22 protein-coding genes are annotated in these 22,589 nt (G+C 68.8%); 8 read left to right on the top strand and 14 right to left on the bottom strand.

Annotated elements, in window-relative coordinates; translation table 11 throughout:
- The first annotated feature begins 1 nt into the window (after position 1).
- Complete coding sequence (locus H504_RS0100865) at positions 2–1,153, top strand: chymotrypsin family serine protease (RefSeq protein WP_026421215.1); 1,152 nt, start codon at positions 2–4, stop codon at positions 1,151–1,153.
- A 420-nt stretch (positions 1,154–1,573) separates the two neighbouring features.
- On the opposite strand, the gene H504_RS0100860 is transcribed toward H504_RS0100865, so the two are convergent.
- From H504_RS0100860 to H504_RS0100840, 5 genes are all read right to left on the bottom strand, one after another.
- On the bottom strand, positions 1,574–1,978 hold the full coding sequence (locus tag H504_RS0100860; RefSeq protein ID WP_026421214.1) for an arsenate reductase ArsC: 405 nt from the start codon (positions 1,976–1,978) through the stop codon (positions 1,574–1,576).
- Positions 1,975–2,661: an aquaporin gene (locus tag H504_RS32655; RefSeq protein ID WP_035302897.1), complete on the bottom strand. Its 687-nt coding sequence runs from the start codon at positions 2,659–2,661 to the stop codon at positions 1,975–1,977. Before H504_RS32655 ends, H504_RS0100860 begins: the two co-directional genes overlap by 4 nt.
- Entirely contained in the window at positions 2,658–3,335 is a 678-nt protein-coding gene (locus H504_RS0100850) for an arsenate reductase/protein-tyrosine-phosphatase family protein (protein ID WP_026421213.1), read from the bottom strand. Before H504_RS0100850 ends, H504_RS32655 begins: the two co-directional genes overlap by 4 nt.
- A gap of 33 nt (positions 3,336–3,368) precedes the next feature.
- Entirely contained in the window at positions 3,369–3,656 is a 288-nt protein-coding gene (locus H504_RS0100845) for a hypothetical protein (RefSeq protein ID WP_035302895.1), read from the bottom strand.
- Between the two features lie 63 nt (positions 3,657–3,719).
- A complete protein-coding gene (locus H504_RS0100840) occupies positions 3,720–4,685 on the bottom strand; it encodes a helix-turn-helix domain-containing protein (RefSeq protein WP_026421211.1) in 966 nt (321 codons plus the stop codon).
- Between the two features lie 51 nt (positions 4,686–4,736).
- On the opposite strand from H504_RS0100840, the gene H504_RS0100835 reads away from it, so the two are divergent.
- From H504_RS0100835 to H504_RS0100820, 4 genes are all read left to right on the top strand, one after another.
- Positions 4,737–5,123 carry a cupin domain-containing protein gene (locus tag H504_RS0100835; protein ID WP_026421210.1) on the top strand — a complete coding sequence of 129 codons (387 nt, stop codon included), beginning with the start codon at positions 4,737–4,739 and terminating at the stop codon, positions 5,121–5,123.
- Positions 5,120–5,815: an RraA family protein gene (locus H504_RS0100830; RefSeq protein WP_026421209.1), complete on the top strand. Its 696-nt coding sequence runs from the start codon at positions 5,120–5,122 to the stop codon at positions 5,813–5,815. The genes H504_RS0100835 and H504_RS0100830 overlap by 4 nt, the downstream gene beginning before the upstream one ends.
- 8 nt (positions 5,816–5,823) lie before the next feature.
- Positions 5,824–6,456, top strand: a complete 633-nt coding sequence (locus tag H504_RS0100825; RefSeq protein WP_051385368.1) for a maleylpyruvate isomerase N-terminal domain-containing protein — start codon at positions 5,824–5,826, stop codon at positions 6,454–6,456.
- A gap of 91 nt (positions 6,457–6,547) precedes the next feature.
- Entirely contained in the window at positions 6,548–7,060 is a 513-nt protein-coding gene (locus tag H504_RS0100820) for a carboxymuconolactone decarboxylase family protein (RefSeq protein ID WP_026421207.1), read from the top strand.
- Between the two features lie 4 nt (positions 7,061–7,064).
- On the opposite strand, the gene H504_RS0100815 is transcribed toward H504_RS0100820, so the two are convergent.
- Positions 7,065–7,619, bottom strand: a complete 555-nt coding sequence (locus tag H504_RS0100815) for a TetR/AcrR family transcriptional regulator (RefSeq protein WP_026421206.1) — start codon at positions 7,617–7,619, stop codon at positions 7,065–7,067.
- Between the two features lie 150 nt (positions 7,620–7,769).
- Between H504_RS0100815 and H504_RS0100810 the strand changes: the two genes are divergently transcribed.
- Both H504_RS0100810 and H504_RS0100805 read left to right on the top strand, forming a co-directional pair.
- Entirely contained in the window at positions 7,770–8,438 is a 669-nt protein-coding gene (locus tag H504_RS0100810; RefSeq protein WP_026421205.1) for an FMN-dependent NADH-azoreductase, read from the top strand.
- The gene (locus H504_RS0100805; RefSeq protein ID WP_026421204.1) at positions 8,426–8,740 is read left to right on the top strand and encodes a DMT family transporter; all 315 of its coding nucleotides are present in this window, start codon (positions 8,426–8,428) and stop codon (positions 8,738–8,740) included. The genes H504_RS0100810 and H504_RS0100805 overlap by 13 nt, the downstream gene beginning before the upstream one ends.
- 480 nt (positions 8,741–9,220) lie before the next feature.
- Here H504_RS0100805 and H504_RS0100800 read toward each other — a convergent pair whose 3' ends face one another.
- From H504_RS0100800 to H504_RS0100765, 8 genes are all read right to left on the bottom strand, one after another.
- Entirely contained in the window at positions 9,221–12,751 is a 3,531-nt protein-coding gene (locus H504_RS0100800; RefSeq protein ID WP_026421203.1) for a P-loop NTPase fold protein, read from the bottom strand.
- A gap of 129 nt (positions 12,752–12,880) precedes the next feature.
- Entirely contained in the window at positions 12,881–15,382 is a 2,502-nt protein-coding gene (locus H504_RS0100795; RefSeq protein ID WP_026421202.1) for a DUF4118 domain-containing protein, read from the bottom strand.
- Between the two features lie 1,125 nt (positions 15,383–16,507).
- Positions 16,508–17,050: a potassium-transporting ATPase subunit C gene (locus tag H504_RS0100790; protein ID WP_026421201.1), complete on the bottom strand. Its 543-nt coding sequence runs from the start codon at positions 17,048–17,050 to the stop codon at positions 16,508–16,510.
- Positions 17,047–19,083, bottom strand: a complete 2,037-nt coding sequence (gene kdpB, locus H504_RS0100785) for a potassium-transporting ATPase subunit KdpB (RefSeq protein WP_026421200.1) — start codon at positions 19,081–19,083, stop codon at positions 17,047–17,049. Before kdpB ends, H504_RS0100790 begins: the two co-directional genes overlap by 4 nt.
- A gap of 5 nt (positions 19,084–19,088) precedes the next feature.
- The gene (kdpA, locus tag H504_RS0100780) at positions 19,089–20,711 is read right to left on the bottom strand and encodes a potassium-transporting ATPase subunit KdpA (protein WP_026421199.1); all 1,623 of its coding nucleotides are present in this window, start codon (positions 20,709–20,711) and stop codon (positions 19,089–19,091) included.
- Positions 20,711–20,812, bottom strand: coding sequence for a K(+)-transporting ATPase subunit F (gene kdpF, locus H504_RS0100775; RefSeq protein WP_026421198.1), 102 nt, complete (start codon positions 20,810–20,812; stop codon positions 20,711–20,713). Before kdpF ends, kdpA begins: the two co-directional genes overlap by 1 nt.
- Entirely contained in the window at positions 20,809–20,955 is a 147-nt protein-coding gene (locus tag H504_RS40730) for a hypothetical protein (RefSeq protein ID WP_157440133.1), read from the bottom strand. The genes kdpF and H504_RS40730 overlap by 4 nt, the downstream gene beginning before the upstream one ends.
- A gap of 136 nt (positions 20,956–21,091) precedes the next feature.
- Positions 21,092–21,790: a discoidin domain-containing protein gene (locus H504_RS0100765; RefSeq protein WP_157440132.1), complete on the bottom strand. Its 699-nt coding sequence runs from the start codon at positions 21,788–21,790 to the stop codon at positions 21,092–21,094.
- A gap of 439 nt (positions 21,791–22,229) precedes the next feature.
- Here H504_RS0100765 and H504_RS0100755 point away from each other — a divergent pair, with 439 nt between their 5' ends.
- Positions 22,230–22,496, top strand: coding sequence for a hypothetical protein (locus tag H504_RS0100755; RefSeq protein WP_026421196.1), 267 nt, complete (start codon positions 22,230–22,232; stop codon positions 22,494–22,496).
- Positions 22,497–22,589: the final 93 nt, after the last annotated feature.

Genomic DNA, 22,589 nt, shown 5'->3' with positions numbered 1-22,589 from the left:
TGTGCTGCCACTCATGGGGGTATCGGCGCGGGCGGCGGCGCCGCGGGCGCTCTCGGCGGACGTGCTGGCGGCCATGACGCCGGAGCAGCAGGGGGTGGTGTTGGAGCCGCTGCGGCTGGCGGCGGACGCGGTGGCCCGGGTGGGGCAGGGGGCCAGGTCGGACATCTACACGCAGGTCGAGATGGCGGCCGACTACCGGTCGATCAACGTGTACCTGACCGATGTGCGGCAGGGGCGCGACTTCGTCGCGGCGGTGGGCAGGCTCGATCCCAAGGTTGACCTGCGGCTGATCAACGTGGTGGCGGGGAAGCGGACCTGGCGGCAGGTTCGGCAGGAGATCACGGACCTCGGCCGTGCTGATCTGCCGTTCAAGGTCATCTCGGCGGGGAGCTCGGTGGACGGTGGGGTCATCTCGCTCGCGGTGGACGATCCGGATGCGGCTCGGGCACACTTCGCGGGGTTTGCGGCGGGGGAGGTTCGGGTCGGTAAGGCGCCGTCGACGCGGCTGTTGACGCGGTGGAATGACAGTGCGCCGTTTTATGCGGGGGCGGCGCTTGGGCCTGCTTCTGGGGGGCAGTCGTATTGCACCAGTGGGATTCCTGCGGTGAGCACGTGGGATGGGCGGCAGTGGTTGGTGACCGCTGCGCACTGCTACAACGTTGGGGACAACGTGTATACGGCGGGTGGTTCTCTGATCGGGCAGGTCAAGTATGAGCGGCCCGCGATTGACTCGGCGTTCATTGAGGCTCGGACGAATCGGTACACGTGGGATGGCGTTGATGCTACTGGGTATACGCGCTATCTGAATGGTGTGCGCAATATCGCGGTGGGTGACTTTACCTGTCAGCTTGGGTACAACTCGAAGGTTGTTTGTAATATTCGGACGACACAGGCGGGGACTGCTGGGTGGTCGGCCAATGGGACTACTGTGTTGGGGAGTTGGGGTGTGCCTAATGGGGGTGGTGTGGTTGGGCGTGGGGGTGATAGCGGGGGGCCGGTGATTACGATCAATGATCCGAACTCTCGGCAGCTCAATGGGATCATCAGTGTGGGGTCGGGGTGTGATGCCAATAAGGTCTGCTCCAGTGGGCTTGGGTGGGTTGATGTGTGGTCGATCTTCAATGACTTTGCGATCAAGTTGAATCCGTCCTGAGGGGTCACTGGGCCTCGGCTGCGCCTCGGGGGTCGGCCTGGTCGCCTTCGGCGACGCCGGCTGCGGGCGCCAGATTAGAGCTTGGGGTGCCCGTTGTGGTGAAGTTGTTTTGTTTGGGGCCCCTAGCGGTGGCCTGGGTAAGGCTAAAAGGCGGGGCCACTGGAAAGCGTGGCCTTCCCCGCCTGCCGGCTTAGGCCACCGCTCCCCCCAAACAAAACAACTTCACCACAACGGGCGGTTGGTGTCGGCGGGTCCCGAGGCGCGTGGGGTGGGTTGGCGGCCTTCGTCGATTTAGGGCGGGTCCCGAGGCGCGCGAGGTGGGTTGGCGGGCTTCGTCGATGTGGGGCGGGTTTGAGGCGCGGGGTGCTGGTTGGTCGTGGTGCTTTGTCGATGGGGGGGTGGGGTTTGGCTGGTGGTTGGTTAGGTGAGTTCGGCGATCAAGGTTTCGACGAGGGTTTTGATGTGGTCGCGGAGTGGGCGGATGGATTCGATCCCCTGACCGGCGGGGTCGGGGAGGGGCCAGTCCAGGTGGCGTTTGCCGGGGAAGACCGGGCAGGTGTCGCCGCAGCCCATGGTGATGCAGACGTCTGAGGCTTCGATGGCTTCGGGGGTGAGTATTTTGGGGACCTGGGTTGAGATGTCGATGCCGACCTCTTGCATGGCCGCTGCCACTGCGGGGTTGACCTGGTTGGCGGGGGTGGATCCGGCTGAGCGGACCTCGATGCGGTCGCCTGCCAGGTGGGATAGCCATGCGGCGGCTATTTGGGAGCGTCCGGCGTTGTGTGTGCAGATGAACAGGACCGAAGGGGTGGGGGCGGTGGTCATGGGCTCTCCGGGGCCTGGGCTTGGGGTATCGAGGGGGTCGGGTAGAGGAGCCGTAGCAGTGGCAGGGCGATGGCGGGGGCGGCGAGTTGGGCCATTAGGTAGGGCGGGACTGAGGAAGGGGCGATACCTGCGAAGGTGTTGCTGAGCATTCGGGCGAGGGTGATGGCGGGGTTGGCGAAGCTGGTGGAGGAGGTGAACCAGTAGGCCGCGCCGATGTAGGCGCCTACTGCGGCGGCGGCTCTGTCGTCGCGTTTGGTGCGGGTCAGGGAGAAGATCACCAGGAGCAGGCCGAGGGTTGCCACCAGCTCGGACACGCTGTGTGGCCAGGTGGCGCGGTTGGTGGTGGAGATGCTGATCGGGGCGGTGTCGAACAGAACGTTCGCGATCACTGCTCCCGCTCCGCAGCCGAGGACCTGGGCGGGCAGGTAGCACGCGAGCCTTCGCCGTGACAGGCCGCCGAGTGCTGCGTCCACCAGTGACACCACGGGGTTGAAATGTGCGCCGCTCACTGGTCCGAAGACCAGGATCAAGGCGAAGAGGCCGGTGGCGGTGGCGGCGGCGTTTTCCAGCAACTGGATACCGACATCGCCGGGTGAGAGTCGTTGGGCGGCGATGCCTGAACCGATCACCACGGCGGCGAGGAACAGGCTGCCGAGGAACTCGGCGACCAAGGCCCGCTTCATCCGAGTGCGCGCACGGCGGGGACCAGGCGGTTGACGCGGTCGGCGAGGTCTTGGTAGGCGGTGGTGAAGGCCGCGTTGGTGCCGGTTGTGGCCGGGTCGGAGACTGACCAGTGCAGTCGGTCGCCTGGTGGAAGTTCCTCGTGGGCGTTGTCGCAGACGGCGACCACCAGGTCGTCGGGGTGGACGACCTCGTTGACGTGTCGGGTGCGGGCATGCGCCAGCGACAATCCGTGCGCCTTGGCCGTGGCCACTGCCAAGGGGTGGATCTCTTCGGCCGGACGGGTTCCCGCCGACGCGGATGGCACGCCACCGCGTTCGGTCCACAACGCTGCGGCCAACTGCGACCGAGCTGAGTTTCGTGAACACACGAACACCACTCGCTGTGCCTGTCGCGATCCTGACGGCACCAACCCGGTCAACGCGTCCGGCCGCAACCGCAGGTAGGTGCGCCGCGCGTCGCCCTCTGACCGTGATCGCTCGATCAAGCCTGCCTGGTTGAGCAGCTTGAGGTGGTGGGTCAGCAAGTTGCTGGACAATCCCAGCTCCCGCCCGACCTCTCCTGGTGAAACGTCTCCGAGCAGCAACCGATCGACGATCGCCAACCGCACAGGCTCACCCAACGCGGCGTGCAACCGCGCCCGAGCCAGCAACTCCGACGACCACTCAGTGTCCATTGAGTCAATTATTGTTGACTCAAGCCGTCGAGGTCAAGCGGCGAGGGGGGCGTCGGTGGCGCCGTAGAGGGTGGTGAGGCCGTGGTCGGTCAGGCGGACGAGGTCGTCGCCGGATTCGATGGTGACGAGGCCGTCGTGCAGGAGGGTGTTGAGGGCGTGGGACTGCCAGGGGGCCAGCGGGCCGCCTGGGGTGCCGTCGAGGGCGGCCCAGTGGAAGCCCGCCGGGGTGTCCCATTCGCCCGCGTGGAACAGGACCGCGTTGTCGTGCACGTCGAACAGGGTTGCCGCGAGGTCCTCGTCGATCATCGTGCTCGTCGTCATGGAGCCATCGTCGGACGTGGGGGCGGTGGTGTCTCGGCGTGCACCCGCACCGCACCTGGCTTGCTACTCCTTGCCACCGAAGCGGCGGCGGTAAGCGGAGGGGGTGAGCCCGGTGTGGCGGCGGAGTTGGGTGCGCAGGTTGGCGGCGGTGCCCAGGCCAGCGGTGGTGGCGATGCGGTCGAGGGTGAGGCTGCCGCGTTCGAGCAGGCGGCAGGCGAGGGTGACCCGTTCGGTGGTGAGCCAGGCCAGCGGGGTGGTGCCGAGCTCGGCCTGGAAGCGGCGGTGCAGGGTGGCGGGGCTGGTGGTGGCGGTGGCGGCCAGGTCGGCGATGGTCAGCGGGCGGTCCAGCCGGGTGCGGGCCCAGGCGAGGACCGGGGCCAGGGACGTGTCGACGGTGGCGGGCAGGGGGCGGTCGACGAACTGGCGTTGGCCGCCGTCGCGGTGCCCGGCGAAGATCAACCGGCGGCCGACGGCGTTGGCGGTCTCGGCGCCGTGGTCGCGGCGGATGATGTGCAGGCCGAGGTCGAGGGCGGCGGCGCTGCCCGCGGCGGTGAGGACGTCGCCGTCGTCGACGAACAGGACGTCGGGTTCGAGGTGGACGGTGGGGTGGCGGCGGGCGAACTCGGCGACCCAGCGCCAGTGCGTGGTGACCCGCCGCCCGTCGAGCACGCCCGCGTCGGCCAGGGTGAACGCGCCGGTGCAGAAGCTCACCAGCCGGGCGCCCCGGGCGGCGGCGCGGGCGATCGCGGCCAGCACCTCGGGTCGGGCGGGGCTGACCGGGTCGGGGCGGTTCGGCACGATGACCGTGTCCGCGGTGTCGACGGCCGCCAGCGGGGCGACGTCGGTGATGGTGAACATGCCCAGGTGCATCCGGACCTCGGGGGCGGCCGCGGCCAGGGCGAAGTCGTACCACGTGCGGTCCAGCTCCGGCCTGCGCAGGCCGAACAGCTCGGTGGCCACACCCAGCTCGAACGGGTTCGACCCGTCCTCGACCAACGCCACCACCCGGTGCGAGGATCCATTCGACATATGCGATTCCTAACACTCGCGAGCCGGTCCCGGGCCGTCCAGAGTGGTGGTGTGACGACCCCCATCGACCTGGCGCAGGCGTTCGCCTCCTTCACCCAGACCTGGAGCCCGCGGCTGGCCGCCCAGGTCAACGACTACGACATCCGGCTGGCCAAGTTCGCGGGCGAGCACGTCTGGCACGTGCACAACGACACCGACGAGCTGTTCCTGGTGATCGACGGCGACATGCACATCGAGCTGCGCGAGGACGGCACCGAGCGCACCGTCGCCCTCCGGCAGGGCTCGTTGTTCGTCGTCCCGCGCGGCACCTACCACAAACCGTCATCGCACGACGGCGCCCACGTACTGCTCGTCGAGCCCACCGGCACCCTGTCGGTCGGCGACGACCACGACGAGGTACCCGCCCACGTCGACATCACGACGGGACACGCGCTGTGAGCGACCTGGTGGCCCGGTTCGCCGACCTGACCACGGCGCACCTGACGGATGCCTGCGTCCGGGCCGGGGTGGAGGTGCGACCGGTGTCGTTGCGAGCCGTCTCGCCCGGTGCGCGAGTGGTCGGCCGGGTGCTGCCCGCGCGGCACGCCGGGAGCGTCGACGTGTTCCTGGAGGCGTTCGAGTCCGCACGCCCCGGCGACGTTTTGGTGGTCGACAACGGCGGCCGGGTGGACCAGGCTTGCGTGGGTGACCTGGTGGTGCTGGAGGCCGCGGGAGCGGGGGTGGCGGGCGTGGTGATCTGGGGACTGCACCGCGACACGGCCGACATCCGCGCCATCGGCCTACCGGTGTTCAGCCTCGGCGCGATCCCAACCGGACCGTTGCAAGTGGATGAACGCCCACCTGGTGCGCTCGACTCGGCCACCGTCGCACAGTGGACAGTCGACCGGAACGACCTCGTCCTGGCCGACGACGACGGCATCCTGTTCATCCCCGCCAACCGCGCCGACGAGCTGTTCGACATCGCCGAGGGCATCCGCGACACCGAACGCACCCAGGCCGACCAGATCAAGAACGGTCGACCCCTGCGCACCCAGGTCGCGTTCGAGCGCTTCATCGCAGCCCGGTTGGCGGACCCCGCCCTCACCTTCCGGGACCACCTGCGCACCGTCGGCGGGGCGATCGAGGAGTGAACACCACCGTGAGCAAGGAAGCGTTCCTGTCCGCCGCCACCACAGCCCTGACCCTCCTGCGCGACCCAGCCGTCGCCGCCGAATGGGAGAAACCCAGCGCCCTGGCCGAATTCCGGGTCGCGGGCCTCGCCGGTCACCTGGCGTACCAGGTCCTGGTCGTCCCGGAAGTGCTGGCCCTCCCACCCGCCACCGAGGAACGCATCCCGCTGTCCGAGCACTACGCCCGCGCCGCCTGGATCGACAGCGGCCTCGACAGCGAAATCAACTCCGGCATCCGCGCAGGCGGCGACCAAATCGCCGCCGACGGCCCTTCGGCTCTGGCAGATCAGGTGGAGGCCGCCATCGCCACCATCACACCCCAACTGGCCGACCCCACCCCCCGCAACGTCCGCATGCGACTGTGGGGCCCATGGTCACTGTCGATTGAGGACTTGCTGACAACCCGCACCATGGAACTCGTCGTCCACTCCGACGACCTCGCCGTCAGCGTCGGTGTCCCCACACCGGAGTTCACCCCGGAAACCACCCAGCTCGTCCTCAACCTCCTGATCCCCCTCGCCACCCGCCGCCACGGCCCCCTCCCCATCATCCGCGCCCTCACCCGCACCGAACGCACCCCCACCACCATCGCCGCGTTCTGACCCCAGCCAGGAAGCCTGGTTGGGCGATTCGCGGGGCGTGGGGAGTCTGCCAGGGTGGGGGGCGTACCGCGAACGGGAATGGAGCGTTGTTGTGGCTTATCTGCCGTCGTTGCCGGAGAATGCTGTTTTGCTGGACATTTTCCGGCGGTACCCGGAGACGTCGGCGCCGTTGTTGTCGTTGCATGAGGTGGTGATGCGGGGGGCGTCGCCGTTGACGGTGGGGGAGCGGGAGCTCATTGCCGCCTATGTCTCCGGGGTCAATGCTTGTGGGTACTGCCACGGTATCCACTCGGCGACGGCTGAGGCGTTCGGGATTTCGGCTGGGGAGGTGGATGTCCGGATGCGGCCTGTTCTCGCTTATGTCGAAAAGCTCACCCGTACGCCCGCCGCGATCACCCGTGTGGATGTCGACGCGGTTTATGCTGCGGGGTGGTCCGAACAAGCCCTGCACGACGCCATTATGGTGTGCGCGGTGTTCAACTTCATGAACCGCGTGGTCGACGGCCATGGGATCGCAGCGACCCCCGACACCTACGCCGAGTCCGGACAGCGGCTGCACGACATCGGTTACGCGGGACTGCTGCGGTTGATCCAGCAGGGGTAGCCGATCAGGTGGTGAGGCCCCGCGCCAGCACGCGCAGTGCGGCGGTGATCCGGTCGACGGGGAGGGCGCGTTCCTCGCGTTGGTGGCGGAACACCTCCGGGGCCAGTGGCGCGAGGGCGACGTCGACCAGGGCGTCCGGGTCGGGGGTTCCGGCGTCGACGAGCAGTGCTCGCACGTGGGCGCGCCAGAAGCCGTAGGCGCCGGTGGTGAAGCGGGAGTGGCCGACCTCGGCGGCGAGCGCGAGGTGGCTGTGCCGGTCGAGCAGGTCGACCATCGCGGTGTAGAAGGCGGCCAGGCGTTCGGCCGGTGGGGCGCCGGGGCCGAGTGGGGGGTCGCCGCCCATCAACTTCTCCTGCAGGACCCGTTCGTGGTCGTCGAGCAGGGCCAGGGCGATGGCGGCGCGGTCGGGGTAGCGGCGGTAGAGCGTGCCGCGGCCGACGCCCGCGGCCTTGGCGATGTCGTCCATGGTGACGTTGCGCGCGCCCCGTTCGGCGAACAGGTCCTCGGCGGCGGTCAGCACACGAGCCCGGTTGCGGGCGGCGTCGGCGCGTTCGGGCATGGGCCCAATCTAGTGGCTCGATCCGGGCCGCCCACGTCTCTACCTGCCACGACGTCCTGCCCTATGGCAACCGCGGCCGGAAACATGTGGACAACGCGTCCAGTTCGCAGCTATAAGTGGACGCAGTGTCCAGTTATTTCGGAGGCTCGCATGCCACACCTGCTCCACCTCGACGCCAGCGCCCGCAGTCGATCGTTCTCGCGCGACCTGACCGCCCGGTTCGCCCGCGCCTGGCGCACCGTCGACCCCGACGGCGACTACACCCACCGCGACCTCGCGGTCGATCCCCCGCCGCCGATCAACCAGGCGTGGACCGAGATCTGCGACGACCTGCTCAGACGCGGGATCACCGACCCCGCGCGCTACGTCGAGGCGGTCACCACCCCCGAGCGGGAGGCCGCGTGGGCGGTGGTCGAACCACTGCTCGACGAGGTCCTGACCGCCGACGTGATCCTGATCGGCAGCCCGATGTACAACTACTCGGTCCCCGGCGCCCTCAAGACCTGGATCGACCAGATCACCTTCCCCCGGATGTCGCTGGCGGGCCGGGTGTTCGTCGTGCTCAGCGCCCGCGGCGGCGCATACGGCCCCGGCACGCCGAAGGCCGCGTTCGACCACCAGGAGCGGTACCTGCGCGACTTCTTGGCCGGCCACTTCGCAGTCGACGACCCAGTCTTCCTGAGCGTCGAGCTGAGCAACACGCTGGTAGACCCGGTCCTCGGACACTTGACGGCCAAGCACCACGACTCGGTGGCGCGGGCCGAGGTGGCGGTGGACGAGTTGGTCGCGGACCTGTGGGCACGGCGATGGGCTGGCTGACGCTGGTCGCGGCCGGACTGGTCGAGATCGCGTGGGCGTTGAGCATCCGGCCCACCGAGAACTTCACCCGCCCCGTGCCAACACTTCTGTGCCTGGCGTTGTGCGTTGGCGCGGTATACCTGTTGTCCCGCGCGATGACGACAGTGCCGGTCGGGACGGCCTACGCGGTGTTCACCGGCATCGGTGCGATCGGGACGATCACCGTGGGCATGGCCATCGGCCGGGAACCGGTGACATGCGGTCGAATCGCCGCGCTGACCCTGATCGTCAGCGGTGTCGTGCTGGCCCGGGTGACGGCGTGACGGGCCCCGTGGACGACCGCGAGTGGTTCGCGACCTTCCGAGGTCAGACGCGGCTTGGCTGAGTGGCGGGTGGACGTGGGGCCGGCATGCGGGCGGTCCCACGTCCACCCTGTTCCCCCGCGGCATCGGAGGAGGGGGCCGCGAGGAGTCGTTGTTGGAAGGTGATGGGGCCGATTCCGTTGAGCCACAGCAGGATCTTGTTGATAATCGCATGAGAGTTCGCCGGTAGGGACGCTGATCGCCGTTGTTACCGGATGAGGCTAATCCGGGAGACCGGGACGGATCTCAACTCGGTAAACGGCGGCGGTCGGGTGAAATCGACTAACTCGTTCGATGGGCGGAAGCAAGGTCCACACTCTGCGTGATCAAAAAGCTGACCCGGAAATAGGCTGTGCGCGTTGATAACACACCGGTGCGACGATGGGTCGGGTGTGGACACATGCTTGCCGTCCACATGGGTCGCACTGGTTTCGTTGCGGACTACCGGCGCCGATCCTCGAACTCGGTCCAGTCCCGGAGGTAGGCGTCGGCGCCGCCGGGGTCGGCGGACAGGGAGACCCGGGCGAGGGCGAGGTAGTCGATCGGTTCGGCCGGGGTGTTCCGGAGTTCGCCGATGACCGTGTCCGCGTTGTCCCCGAACGCCCGCAGCAGCGCCGCCGCGTAGGTCAGGTACGACTGGAGTTGGGCGAGCACCGTGTTGAGCTCGTCCCCGGCGGTGCGCGGGTCGTTCGGCGCCTGGTGGTTGAGCAGCGCCAGGCTGGTGACGTCGAGCCTGCTGGCCTCGGCGATGTGCCGCCGCGTGGTCACCGCGAAGTGGTCGAACCGGTCGGCGACCCGGGCGGCGAGGCCGTCGGTCACGACGCGCAGGTCGGCGGCCACCAGTTCGCGCGACAACGTGGCCAGGTCGTCCACCCGCAGCTTCGTGTGGATGTAGTAGAGGTCCCGGACGATCCGGTTCAGGTCCCTGGGCAGCCCACTGGACAACGCGTGGCAAAGCCAGACGAACGGCTCCGGCAACCGCGATACCCGCTGCACCAACAACCGCCGCGTGTCGGACAGCTCGAACCGGCCGACCGTCACCACGTCGTCGAACGCCGAGTCGAACGCGGTCCGCACGGCCAGCGACCGCGCCGAGAACGACGCCAGCGCGTCACTGGAGACCGCCACCAGAAAGAAGCAGCCCTCGACGCCGAAGATGGCCTTGATGTCGTTGAGGAACCGCTCGGCCTCGGCCGCCGTGCCGATCTTGTCCAGTTCGTCCACGCACAACACGACCCGCGTGCCGGGCTTGTCCCTGGTCAACAACCGGAGAAAGTCCCGCAAATCGTCGACCAGTTCCGGCAGTGTCTTTACTTGCCCCGTCTTGGCTTTCGCTTGTGATCCACCGAACTCCGCGACCGCAGGCGGCTTCACCGTCACCGATGTCGTGACCGTCGTGGTCTCGACGAACCGCAGCCCGTCCAGTCGCTGTTTCGCTGCTGCCACAAGGGGGTCGCCGGTGCGGCGCCGCGCCCGACGCTGCTGCCACCACGCGAAGCCCAGCGCACCCGCCGTGACCGCCAGACCCGCCCCGACGGTCACCCGCTGCCAGTTGGGCGGAACCAACCGCGCCACCGTCGTCAACCAGTCCCACCGCCATGCGACCAGCGCCGTCACCACACCGCCGAGTGCCACGAACCACCACACCCGCACCCGCCGCGACGAAACCTCTTCCGAGCCAATCACCTTCCGACAAAGCGTGGCGTAAAGGTGAACGAGGAAATCCCGCGACCCGTAGTTGGTCGGCGCGGGCACAACCAGGGTGACGTCGTTTGGTCTCGCACCGAACCGGAGTTCGCCGAACATCTTCAGCAGCGTGCTTTTCCCGGCCCCGCGGGAACCGCTGATCCCGATGGCGCCCCCGGACCGCGTGTCGATGATCTGCCGCAGCCGTTCACTGGTCTCGGTCGGCACGTACTCGGTCACATCGGTGATGTCACCGAGCCGCCGGACATCCGCCGTGGGCAACACTTTCTCGTACGACCACACTGCGGCGTCCACCAGTCGCACCCGCACCAGCGGCATGATCCCGCGTTCCACAATCGCGTCGTACCAGTCCCGCAAAGCGTCCTGAGCCGCCTTGCGCGCGTCGTCCTCGGCTGTAGAGCGACCGCGAGGCGGCCACCGATCGGGATCGTCGAACTTCAACGCCCCGGTCCGAATCCGGAATCGTTTCGCGAGCCGCCATCCCGCGAAGCACAACAACGCGCCACAGGCACCGGCCAACAACCAGCCCCGGTTCAGGAAAGGGATCTGACGCGGTAGCAAGACGCCCGCGGCGGTCATCGCGATCACCAAGCCGAGCCCGGCCGAGGTCGACCGGATCGCACGGGTCTTGATGTACCAGGCCGCCCAACCTGCCACGATGACACTGGAGATGGTCAAGGACAGCCAGAGGACGCCGTGCCAGAGTGCGACAGCGATCAGGTAGCTGAACACCGACAACAGCGCGCCGGGCACGACAAGCGCGCGAGACAGGAAGGCCAGCCCCACCGCCTGGCTCAGGGAGCTGCCGAGCGCAGCGGCGACGTAGTTGGCCTTTGCGGTGAAGTAACGCTCGCGCGCGGCCGCCGTGGTGATCCGGATCGCCGGATTGGCTTTGTCCACATCGGACACGACGTCCGCCTTGAAGGCGGGCAGCGCGTCGGGCTCGATCATCCCGGCGACGTCAGCGCGCAGGCACGCTTGTTCGACTAACCGTCCGCGCAGCACGGCGAGGTGTCCACCGCGCGCGCCGACCTCGTCGAACTCGACCCAGTCGAGGCGCAGCCCGGCCAGCCGCTGCTGGATGGACTCGTCGCGGAAGTAGAGCCTCCCCCCGGTTCGGGTCAACAGTTCGGCGGGTGGTTCCTCGACGAACTCCCACGCGTACCTGCTCGCGCTCGACGACAGGTAGGCGATCCCAAGCCGGAAACTGGCCGATCCGGAGAACCCGGCGACGCCCACCGCGAGAGCCAGGACCTTCAGCGCGTCGCTGGCGATGGGTATCCGGAGAAAGAGCAGGAGGAACAGGGCCGGGATCCCCGCGAAGGCGAACCGCATGATTGCCACGACGAGGTCGCTGACAAGGACGTCCTTGGGATCGAGCATGGTGTTCTCGTCCTGCGCCGCCGTCCACCGGCCGAGTCGGAACTCGGTGCGGAGCATCCTGGGCGACCGCGGTCGCCGGGCTTGCCAGGTGAACGCGAACAGCGCCAGTCCGATGACGATCCCGACGACAACCCGCGCCAGCGTGGTCATGGTCCACGACAGGGCCGTGTGACCCGCGATGATCTCCGCCGCGACTCCGCCGAGCGCACCGGTGATCGCGGCGACGGTGGTGAATGCCGCCCGGGGTGCCTGGTTCGGCAGGGTCCACCAGGCGATCCCCTCGGTTCCACTCGTCTGCGCGAAGGCGCTGAGCGCACGAAGTCGGTCAAGCGGGCCGCGGCGTGCGTTGTCGGAGAGGTGCCGTTCGATCGCCGCCGCGTCCGGGAACACCGTGCGGTCGACCAGTTCGGCCGCTGCCCCGGGCTTTTCCGCGTAGTTCTTGGTGAGCAGGTATCGGTTGACCGGATCGGCCAACGCCAGTGCGGGCGGGCCGGTCGGATCGTCGTGCACGTCCTGGGCGATCTCGGGCCAGGCGCCGAGCGTGGCGTGCAGTGGCGGGGGCTGTGCCTGGATGATCGGGAACCGGTCGTCGATGTCCATCGGTCGACCGGTGAGCAGGACGGGGAACGGCAGGTCCCGCACCTGGTCGAGGAACCCGGCCCGCAGCCCGGGGGCGAGCCGATCCACCCCGTCGATGACGGGGTGGATCTTCCCCGCGTCGAGCAGTTCCGCTGTCCGTGGGCCGGTCTTGAGCCAGGTGCCGACTGCGCTGTGGCCATCCCACTTGTCCACGTCAAACCACTTGCCCGCGGTGCGCGAGGTCTGCGTTCGGAGCACGAACTGCGTGGCCAGCCAGGTCTTACCGGTGCCGTGGCCGCCCATGAGGAAGATCGACTCGTCGGAGCGGGCGAGTAGTTCGCGCAGTGCCGGGTTGGGCTCGACGCAAGTGTTCGGGTAGCTGATCGTCGTGTCCGGATCGTCGGGGGTCGGGGACCGCCATTGTGCCGGTGATCAAGCCGAGCCACCAGCGGCGACGGGCAGTGACACGACGATGGTCAACCCGCCGCCCGGGGTGTCCTCCGCGGTGATCGTTCCGCCCATGGCCTCGGTGAAGCCCTTGGCGACGCTCAGGCCAAGGCCGACACCGGGGATGTTGTCGCGGTCGCCGAGGCGTTGGAAGGGGGCGAACACGGCGTCGGCGGCGTCGCGGGGGAGGCCGGGGCCGTGGTCGACGACGCGCAGTTCGACGGCGTTGGCGTGGGCGCTGCCGCGCACGGCGACCTGGGGGCCGCCGTGGCGCAGGGCGTTGTCGATGACGTTGGCCACCACCCGTTCCAGCAGACCGACGTCGGCCAGGACCCCGGGGAGGTCTTCGGCGACCTCGACGACCACCGCGTCCCGGCTGTCGATCCCGGCGAGGGCGCGGGCCACCGCCTCGTCGTAGCCGACCGGGCGCAGTTGGGGGGCGACGGCGCCGGTGGCCAGCCGGGACGAGTCGAGCAGGTTGTCGACCAGGCCCGCCAGCCGGTCCACCGAGACCTCGGCGGTCTCCAGCAGCTCCGCCGTGTCCTCTTCGGACAGTTGGAGGTCGGTGGCGCGCAGGCTGCCCACGGCGGCCTTGATCGACGTCAACGGGGTGCGCAGGTCGTGGCCGACGGCCGAGAGCAGGGCGGTGCGCAGCTCGGTGGTCTCCGCGCGGCGTTGGGCGTCGGCCGTCTCGGCGGCCATCCGCTGCTGCCGCAACGCCAGCAGGGCCTGACCGGCGGCGGCCTCCAGTGCCCGCTGGTCACCGGCGGGCAGCGTCCGGCCGCGCAGGGCAAGGTGGACCTCGGCGGTGACCGGGACGTCCACATCGGCCTCGTCCGGCTCGGCGCACGGCCGGGGACCGGAGCAGGCGACCCGGTGCCAACCGCCGCCTTGCTGTTCGAGCAGGGCGACCGAGTCGAGGCCGAAGTTCTCCCGGACCTTCTCCAGCAGCCGCTCCAGCGGCCGGGGGCTGGTCAGCACGGTGCGTGCGTAGGACGCCAGCAGCGCCGCCTCCGTCCGCGCCTGCGCCGCCTGGATGGCCAGCCGGGCGGCGCGGTCGACGACGAGCGCGACGAGCACCGCCACCAGCACCATCGCGACGAGGCTGACCAGGTTGTCCGGGTTGTTCACCGACAGGCTGTAGAGCGGCTCGGTGAAGAAGTAGTTCAGCAGCCCGGCGCCGAACACGGCGGCCACCACCGCCGGACCCAGCCCGCCGACCAGGGCGACCACGACCGTGGCCAGGAAGAACCCGATCTCGTCGGTGGAGAACGTCAGGTTCGGCGCCGCCCGGCCCAGCCAGGTCACCGCGACCGGCAGGACCACTGCCAGCGCCCAGCCGACCACCATCCGCACCGGGCTCAGCGCGGTGCGGCTCAGCGACCACCGCTGCGCCCTGCGGGCCGCCTCGTGGGTGACCATGTGCACGTCGATCTGCCCGGACGACCGGGTCACGGCCGCGCCGATGCCCTCGTCGAACGCCCTGGCCAGCCGGGTCCGCCGGGACGTGCCGAGCACCAGTTGGGTCGCGTTGACCCCCCGGGCGAACTCCAGCAACGCGGTCGGCACATCGTCGCCCACGACACTGTGGAAACTCGCGCCGACGTCCTCGGTGAGCTTCCGCGACCTGGCCACCTGCTCCGGCGGCGCCCCGGCGAGCCCGTCGCCGCGCATGACGTGCACGACCATCAAGTCCGCCCCGGCCCGCGCGGCGATGCGTCGACCACGCCGGATCAGCGTCTCGCTCTCCGGGCCGCCGGTGATGGCGACCACGAGCCGTTCGCGGGTCTCCCAGGTGTCGGTGATCCGCTGCTCGGTCCGGTACCGCTGCAAGGCCACGTCGACCTGGTCGGCGACCCACAGCAGAGCCAGCTCGCGCAGGGCGGTCAGGTTGCCGATCCGGAAGTAGTTGCCGAGCGCGGCATCGATCTTGTGAGCGGCATAGACGTTCCCGTGGGCGAGCCGCCTGCGCAACGCCTCCGGCGTGATGTCGACCAACTCGACCTGCTCAGCACGCCGGACCACCTCGTCCGGCACGGTCTCCCGCTGCCGAGCCCCGGTGATCCGCCACACCACGTCGTTGAGCGACTCCAAGTGCTGCACGTTGACGGTGGACAGCACATCGATCCCCGCCGCGAGCAGTTCCTCCACATCTTCCCAGCGCTTGGCGTTCCGCGAACCGGGTGCGTTGGTGTGGGCGAGCTCGTCGACCACGGCGACCTCGGGGGAGCGGGCGAGCATCCCGGGAACGTCCAACTCGGTGAACTCGACGCCCCGGTGGACGAGCACCCGGCGGGGGAGTACTTCCAGCCCGTCGAGCAACTCCGCCGTCTTCGCCCGCCCGTGCGTCTCGACCAGGCCAACAACGACATCGGTATCGCGTTCGCGCCGACGGTGGGCCTCGCCGAGCATGGCGAATGTCTTGCCGACTCCGGGGGCCGCGCCGAGGTAGATCCGCAGTTCGCCGCGTTTGGGATCGCCGTTCACGTGGTCAGTGTGGTGGGTGGGTGCGGGATCGTCCTTTTGTGTGGGGGTGTTCGGTGCTGCGGTTGAGTTGTCCACATCGTTCTCGCGTGTCCACAGGCTGGGTCGCCGGCGCCTGTTGATCTTGCTGGTTGGGTAGGCTGGGTCCGGGGTCGCCCCCCGGGACGGGTGGGGGCTGGGTTGCGGCGGCGGGCGTGGTTCGTGGGTTTGTGTCCTTGAGCTTGCCTGTCGGGCTTGACTCCACGGCTTTCGTCCCGTGTGACTTCCGGCAGTTCCAGTCCAACCTGCGGGGGCGCTTGTCCCGCTCGGGTTGTCTTTCAGTGTGCCCACAGGCTGGCGGCTCGCTCCTGTTGACCTCACGGGTCTTCTGGCGTGCCCGCTGAGCCAACTCTTTTCGCCTTCGTTCGTGATCTCCCGCGACTTCGGCCCGCTCTACCGGGTACGCACTCCGCTGCCGGTTCCCGGTCGAGTTGTCCACATACTCGTCGCTCGTCCCCAGCCTGGTCCGCCGGCTCCTGTTGACCTTGCTGTGTCGGTAGACTGGCCTCGGGGACGCCCCCCGGGAGGGTGGGGGCCGGGCTGCGCCCGGGTGGGGTGCGGTAAGAGGTGGCGGTAGGGCTACCGCAGAGCGTCGAGACCTCGATTCACGCCTTACGGGCTGAGGCAATGCCACTGACTCGACGATTGTTGTCGCAGTTCAGAGCGCGTTGCGAGTGTCGACGGCAAGGCTGCCGTCACAGGGTGGGTGACCGGATGCGCCGACGTGATTAACGGCTGCTGGGCTAGCGTGCCTGATTGTCCTGTTTGGATGGTCGAGCAGTGGGCGATCTGGACTCAGCACCGGTCGCGACCAGGGAAAACGTTGAGTTGGTGGCATTGGGGCTTGGGTAGGTGCCTGACTCCTCGTTGGCTTTGGTTTTGTGTGATCTCGGGCAACTCCAGCCCTGCGCGGATGCTCATCCCGCCTGTCCGCCCGGGGCGAGTTGTCCACATCCCGTTCGCTCGTCCCCAGCTTGGTTCGCCGGCTCCTGTTGACCTTGCCGTGTCGGTAGACTGGCCTCGGGGACGCCCCCCGGGAAGGGTGGGGGCTGGGGTGCGCCCGGAGGGGGCAGGGCGAGAGGGGGTGGCTCATCGTGAGGTGGTTAGCAGGTGGTTGAGGTGGGTGGTGTTGACGAGGGGTTCGCCGATGAAGCCGAGGGGGCGGGGGGTGGTGGCTTCGGATACGAGGGACCGCACCTGGGCCAGGGGGAGTCCGGTTTCGCGGGCGACGCGGGGGATTTGGATGGCGGCGTAGGCGGGGGAGATGTCCGGGTCCAGGCCGGATGCCGAGGCTGTCACCGCGTCCTCCGGCACCTGGTCCTCCGCCACCCCCTCGCGGTGGGCGATTTCGGTGCGGCGTTGGGCGATTGTTGCCGTGTAGTCGGTGTTGACCTCGGACTTGTTTGATCCGCCGGATGCGGGGAGGGTTGCGGCCGAGGGGCGTGGGAAGAACCAGCCGGTGCCGTCGCGGGGGACGGCGACGAGGGTGGTGTTGGTGGCTTCGGCGTTGGGGTGGAGGCCGGGGAGGCGGGAGACCGCCCAGACGGCGGTGGGGTAGAGGATGCCGGTGATCACGGTCAGCACCAGCAGGATTCGCAGGCCGGCCAGGGTTTGTTTGAGCACGGTGTTCACCCGATTCCGGGGATGAGTCGGACTACCAGGTCGATCAGCCAGATGCCGGCGAACGGGGCCAGCACGCCGCCGAGGCCGTAGATCAGGAGGTTGCGGCGGAGCAGCGCGGAGGCGTTGGACGGTCGGTATCGCACGCCGCGCAGGGCGAGGGGGACCAGGGCGATGATCACCAGGGCGTTGAACACCACGGCCGACAGGATCGCGGAGTTCGACGAGTGCAGGTGCATGATGTTCAGCCCACCCAGTTGCGGGTAGATCGAGGCGAACATCGCGGGCAGGATCGCGAAGTACTTGGCCAGGTCGTTGGCCACGCTGAAGGTGGTCAGCGCGCCCCGGGTGATCAGCAGTTGCTTGCCGATCTCGACGATCTCGATCAGTTTGGTCGGGTCGGAGTCCAGGTCCACCATGTTCCCGGCCTCCTTGGCGGCCGAGGTGCCGGTGTTCATCGCGACGCCGACGTCGGACTGGGCCAGGGCGGGGGCGTCGTTGGTGCCGTCGCCGGTCATGGCGACGAGTTTGCCGCCCTCCTGCTCGGCCCGGATCAGCGCCATCTTGTCCTCGGGTTTGGCCTCGGCGAGGAAGTCGTCCACTCCGGACTCGGCCGCGATCGCCTTGGCGGTCAACGGGTTGTCGCCGGTGACCATGACCGTGCGGATGCCCATGGCGCGCAGTTCGGCGAACCGCGCCGCCATCCCCGGTTTGACCACATCGGACAGCCGGATCACACCGAGCACGGCGTCGTTGTCCGCCACGACAAGGGGTGTGCCGCCCTGGGCGCTGATCTCGTCGACGACCCGCCGGGTCTCCGCGGTCAGTACGAAGCCGCTCGCGGCGCCCTTGCGGACCCTGCGGCCGCCGAGGTCGATGCCGCTCATCCGGGTTTGCGCGGTGAACGGCACGAACTCGCCGGTCTTCTCGTGGTCGGTCGGCTCCGCCGAGCGGCCGTGCTCGGTGACGCACAGTTCGACGATGCTGCGGCCCTCGGGTGTGCCGTCGGCGAGGCTGGACAAGCGGGCCGCGTCGACGAGGGTGTCGAGCGGGGTACCGCCGACCGGGATGAACTCGGTGGCCCACCGGTTGCCGTAGGTGATCGTGCCGGTCTTGTCCAGCAGCAACGTGTCGATGTCGCCCGCCGCCTCGACGGCCTTGCCGGAGGTGGCGAGCACGTTGCGCTGCACGAGCCGGTCCATGCCCGCGATGCCGATGGCCGAGAGCAGCGCGCCGATCGTGGTCGGGATCAGGCACACGAGCAGCGCGGTCAACACGATCACCGACTGGGTGCCGCCCGAGTACGCCGCGAACGGCTGCAGCGCGACGACGGCGAGCAGGAAGATGATGGTCAATGTGGACAGCAGGATGGTCAGCGCGATCTCGTTCGGCGTCTTCTGCCGCCGCGCACCCTCGACCAACGCGATCATCCGGTCTACAAAGGATTCTCCGGGTTTGGTGGTGATCCGCACGGTGACCCGGTCGGACAGCACGGTCGTGCCGCCGGTCACCGCGGACCGATCGCCACCGGACTCCCGGATGACCGGGGCCGACTCGCCGGTGATGGCCGACTCGTCGACCGTGGCGATGCCCTCGACCACGTCGCCGTCGCCGGGGATCACCTCGCCCGCCTCGACCACGACCAGGTCGTCGATCCGCAGCTCGGTGCCGGGGACCAACTCTTCCCCGGCCTCGGTGACGCGACGGGCGATGGTGTCCTTTTTGGTCTTGCGCAGCGACTCCGCCTGCGCCTTGCCCCTGCCCTCGGCGACGGCCTCGGCCAGGTTGGCGAACAGCACGGTGAACCACAGCCAGATCGCCACGGCGATGGTGAACACGCTGGGCTCGCCGATCGCGAACACGGTGACCAGCAGCGACCCGATCCAGACGACGAACATGACCGGGTTGCGCGACTGGTGGCGCGGGTCGAGCTTGCGCAGTGCGTCCGGAATGGACGTGAGCAGTTGCCGCGGGTTGAACACGCCCGCCTTCACCGCGTGCTGTCGCAACGGTTTCGGCTCTTGAACGGGCGCTAACGGGGTCATGGTGGTCACTGGAGTGCCTCCGCGATGGGGCCGAGGGCGAGGGCGGGGACGAAGGTGAGCGCGGCGACCAGCACGACGCTGCCGCCGAGCATGCTCGCGAACACCGGCCCGGTGGTGGGTAGCGTGCCCGCCGACACCGGGACTTTCCGTTGCGCGGCAAGGGAACCGGCCAGAGCGAGCACCGCGATGATCGGGATGAACCGGCCGAGCGCCATGCACACGCCCAGCGACGCCTGGAACCAGTCGCTGGTGACGGTGATACCGCCGAACGCGCTGCCGTTGTTGTTCGACGCGGATGCGTAGGCGTAGAGGATTTCAGACAGGCCGTGCGCGCCCGGGTTGTTCAAGGCGCTGGTCGTGCCGGGCAGCACCGCCGCGACACCGGAGCCGATGAGCATGACCGTGGGCATGGCCAGGATGGCGATCGCGGCGGCGGTGACCTCCCGCTTCCCGAGCTTCTTGCCCAGGTACTCCGGGGTGCGGCCAACCATCAACCCGGCCAGGAACATCGCGATGACCGCCATCACCAGGATGCTGTACAGGCCCGTGCCGACCCCGCCCGGGGTCATCTCCCCGAACAACATGTTGAGCAGCGTCCCACCGCCACCGAGCCCGGTGAGGCTGTCGTGCTGGGCGTTGATCGCACCCGTCGACGTCGCCGTGGTCGTGTTGGCGAATAACGCCGAACCGGGGATGCCGAACCGGAGTTCCTTGCCCTCCAACGGTCGGAGCCCGTGCGCCTCCGCGGCCCAGATGACCGCGAGCACCGCCGCCCACAGCGCGCCCATCACGCCGAGCAGCACGTGCCCCTGCTTGCGGTTGCCGACCATGGTGCCGAACGTGCGGGTCAGGCACACCGGGATGACCAGGATCAGGAAGATCTCGACCAGGTTCGTCCAGGCGTTCGGGTTCTCGAACGGGTGCGCGGAGTTGGCGTTGAGCACGCCACCGCCGTTGGTGCCGAGTTCCTTGATGGCTTCCTGACTGGCCACCGGCGCCGTGGCGACCGTCTGCCCGTCCACGCTGACGCCGGACTTGAAGCTCATCACCACGCCGAGCGCGACCAGCACGATCGCGAACAGGAACGCCACCGGCAGCAGGATGCGGATCGTGCCGCGGGTCAGGTCCACCCAGAAGTTGCCCAGCCGGTCGGTGCGCTGCCGGACGAACCCGCGCACCAACGCCATCGCGACCGCCATGCCCACCGCGCCGGACAGGAAGTTCTGCACGGTGAGGCCCAGCAACTGGACGGAGTGGCCCATGGTGGTCTCGGGCACGTACGACTGCCAGTTCGTGTTGGTCACGAAGCTGATCGCCGTGTTGAACGCCACCCCCGGCGCGACCGCGCCCCTGCCGTAATTGAACGGGAGCAGTGTCTGCAGCCGCTGCAACAGATACAGCAACACCACGCCGACCACCGAGAACCCGAGCACCCCGAGCGCGTAGTTCCCCCACCGCTGCTCGGAATCCGGGTCGACCCTGGTGAAGCGGTAAACCGCCCGCTCGACCCGGGAATGCTTGCTCCCGGTGTAAACGCGGGCCATGTAGTCACCGAACGGCCGGTACACCACGGCCAAGGCGACAACGAGCAGGCCGACCTGTAACAGGCCCGCCATGGTGTCGGACATCAGAACTTCTCCGGCTTGATCAGCGCGATGAACAGGTAGACGATGAGCGCCAGCGCCAGCACCCCGCCGACGGTGTTGGCCACCACCCCGGTGCCGCTCACAGCCTGTCCAGCCCGCGCACACACAGCGCCAACACCGAGAACACCGCGATCACCAGCACCGCGTAGGCCAGGTCGGCCATGGCCGCGCCCCTTCTCTCCCAGCGGTCCGGAGTGGACCGCCCAGAGAGCGTTGCCCGCCTCACCGCGGCCTTGACCAGCCGCTAACGCGCCCTTGACGCCCCTGACCACCGTCTTTACGCCGCTCTGACACCCCGGAGACCCCGGTCACCCGCGCGGCCCGTAGGTGGGTCTGCCCGCGGGCAGACCCACCGCAGCCGGTCAGTAGGCGAAGGCCTGGATCTCGTTCACGCGGGCGATGGCGGGGGCGGTGGTGGTGCCCACCTTGACCAGCACGCGCACGCCCCGGGTGGTGTGCGGGGCGAACCAGGACTTGACCACGGTGTTCGTGTTGTTGTTGTAGGTGGCGACGGTGTCCCACCAGGCTCCGGTGTCGCTGAGCAGTTGGATGTCGAAGTCGCGGTTCTCCAGGCCGAGGCTGTGGTAGATGACGACGTGGCTGACGCCGCGGGCTTCCGGCCAGGTGACCGACACCCATTCCGGGTTGTCCACCGAGCGGTTGGCGCTGACCCAGGCGTACTGGCAGTTGGTGGCGGTGCCGATGTTGCCGTCGTTGACCTTCGCCGCGAGGTAGTAGGAGGTCAGCGTCGAAGACGCCCTGGCCACTCCGGAGAGGGCGAAGTTCTCGTCCGGGACCGACGGCCGCGTCGTGGTGGTGCTCGACGCGGGTGCGTTGAGGTAGGTCGTGCCGGGGGGCGGGCTGGACGGGGGCCCCTGGTAGCAGGGGTCCCACGTGGCCGTGGTGGGGGGCGAGCTGGGTGGGGTGGTGGTGGCCGTGACGGTCGGGGCGGCACTGGTGCCCGGACTGGCGTCGGCGACGGGGATGAGAATCCCCAGCACGGTGACACTCGCCAGCGCCGCGGCGGCTGGGAGGAGATGCGCCCTTGCAGGTAGACGCACGTGTTGCTCCTTTCGGATCACTGGCTGGTCCAGGCCCGCGATGACACCGGGGCGGTTCGGGTCCAACTCCACCAACTCGCCACCGGTCGCGCGTCCGGAAACCGCGACAGATCGGTCTTCGGGGCCGAATCGTAAACGCGCTGTTGATCACCGGCAATCAGGTTGCTCCGGATGCAGGCTGGTGATTTCGCCGTCCCGTTAATGGGAGCGGGTACTTCTCACTCCCCGACGAATCCCCGCGTTCGTCCGACCGCCCGTCCGGTGGCGGAGCGGGTGGCGGGGGTGGGCCACTCCCCGTGGTGGGTGGTCGGCGGGTCACCCGTTGGTGAGTTCGGTTGCGCCTCGATTGCGTGGTCGGTGCCCGTCAGGTGCGAAGCCCCCGGGTGAACCGGGTATGGGCGATGCTCGTGTCTGTCGGGAAACGCCGTGAGGAGTCGAGATGACCGAGAACGAGATGACCGCCCTGCGTGACGTGGCCGACCAGTCCGTCCTGTTCCACCGCGGCTGGTTCGGCGGGCCCGAGGGTTTCCGCTGGTCGTCCAACGGCGCGCCCGCGGGCTACGTGCCGGAGTGGGAGTGCGAGGCCATCGCCCGCCTGGTCCGCCGCGGCTACGTCGTCATCGAGCCCGCGCTGGGTGTGCGTGAGTCCCGGGTCCGCGTGTCCGACGCCGGTGCAGGCCTGATCGACCTCCCGACCGCCGCCTGAGCCACCCCTGAGCCACAGGCCGGGGGAGTGGTCACAAAGGCGACAGTGCCACGCCAGTAAGCGCGCGAGAACTGTTCCGCGGGGTAGTAGGCG

The sequence above is a fragment of the Actinokineospora inagensis DSM 44258 genome (genome assembly GCF_000482865.1).
In the GTDB taxonomy this organism is placed as follows: Bacteria; Actinomycetota; Actinomycetes; order Mycobacteriales; family Pseudonocardiaceae; genus Actinokineospora; species Actinokineospora inagensis.
Note: the sequence above shows the minus strand (reverse complement) of the source record. Positions and strands in the feature narration are given on the sequence as shown.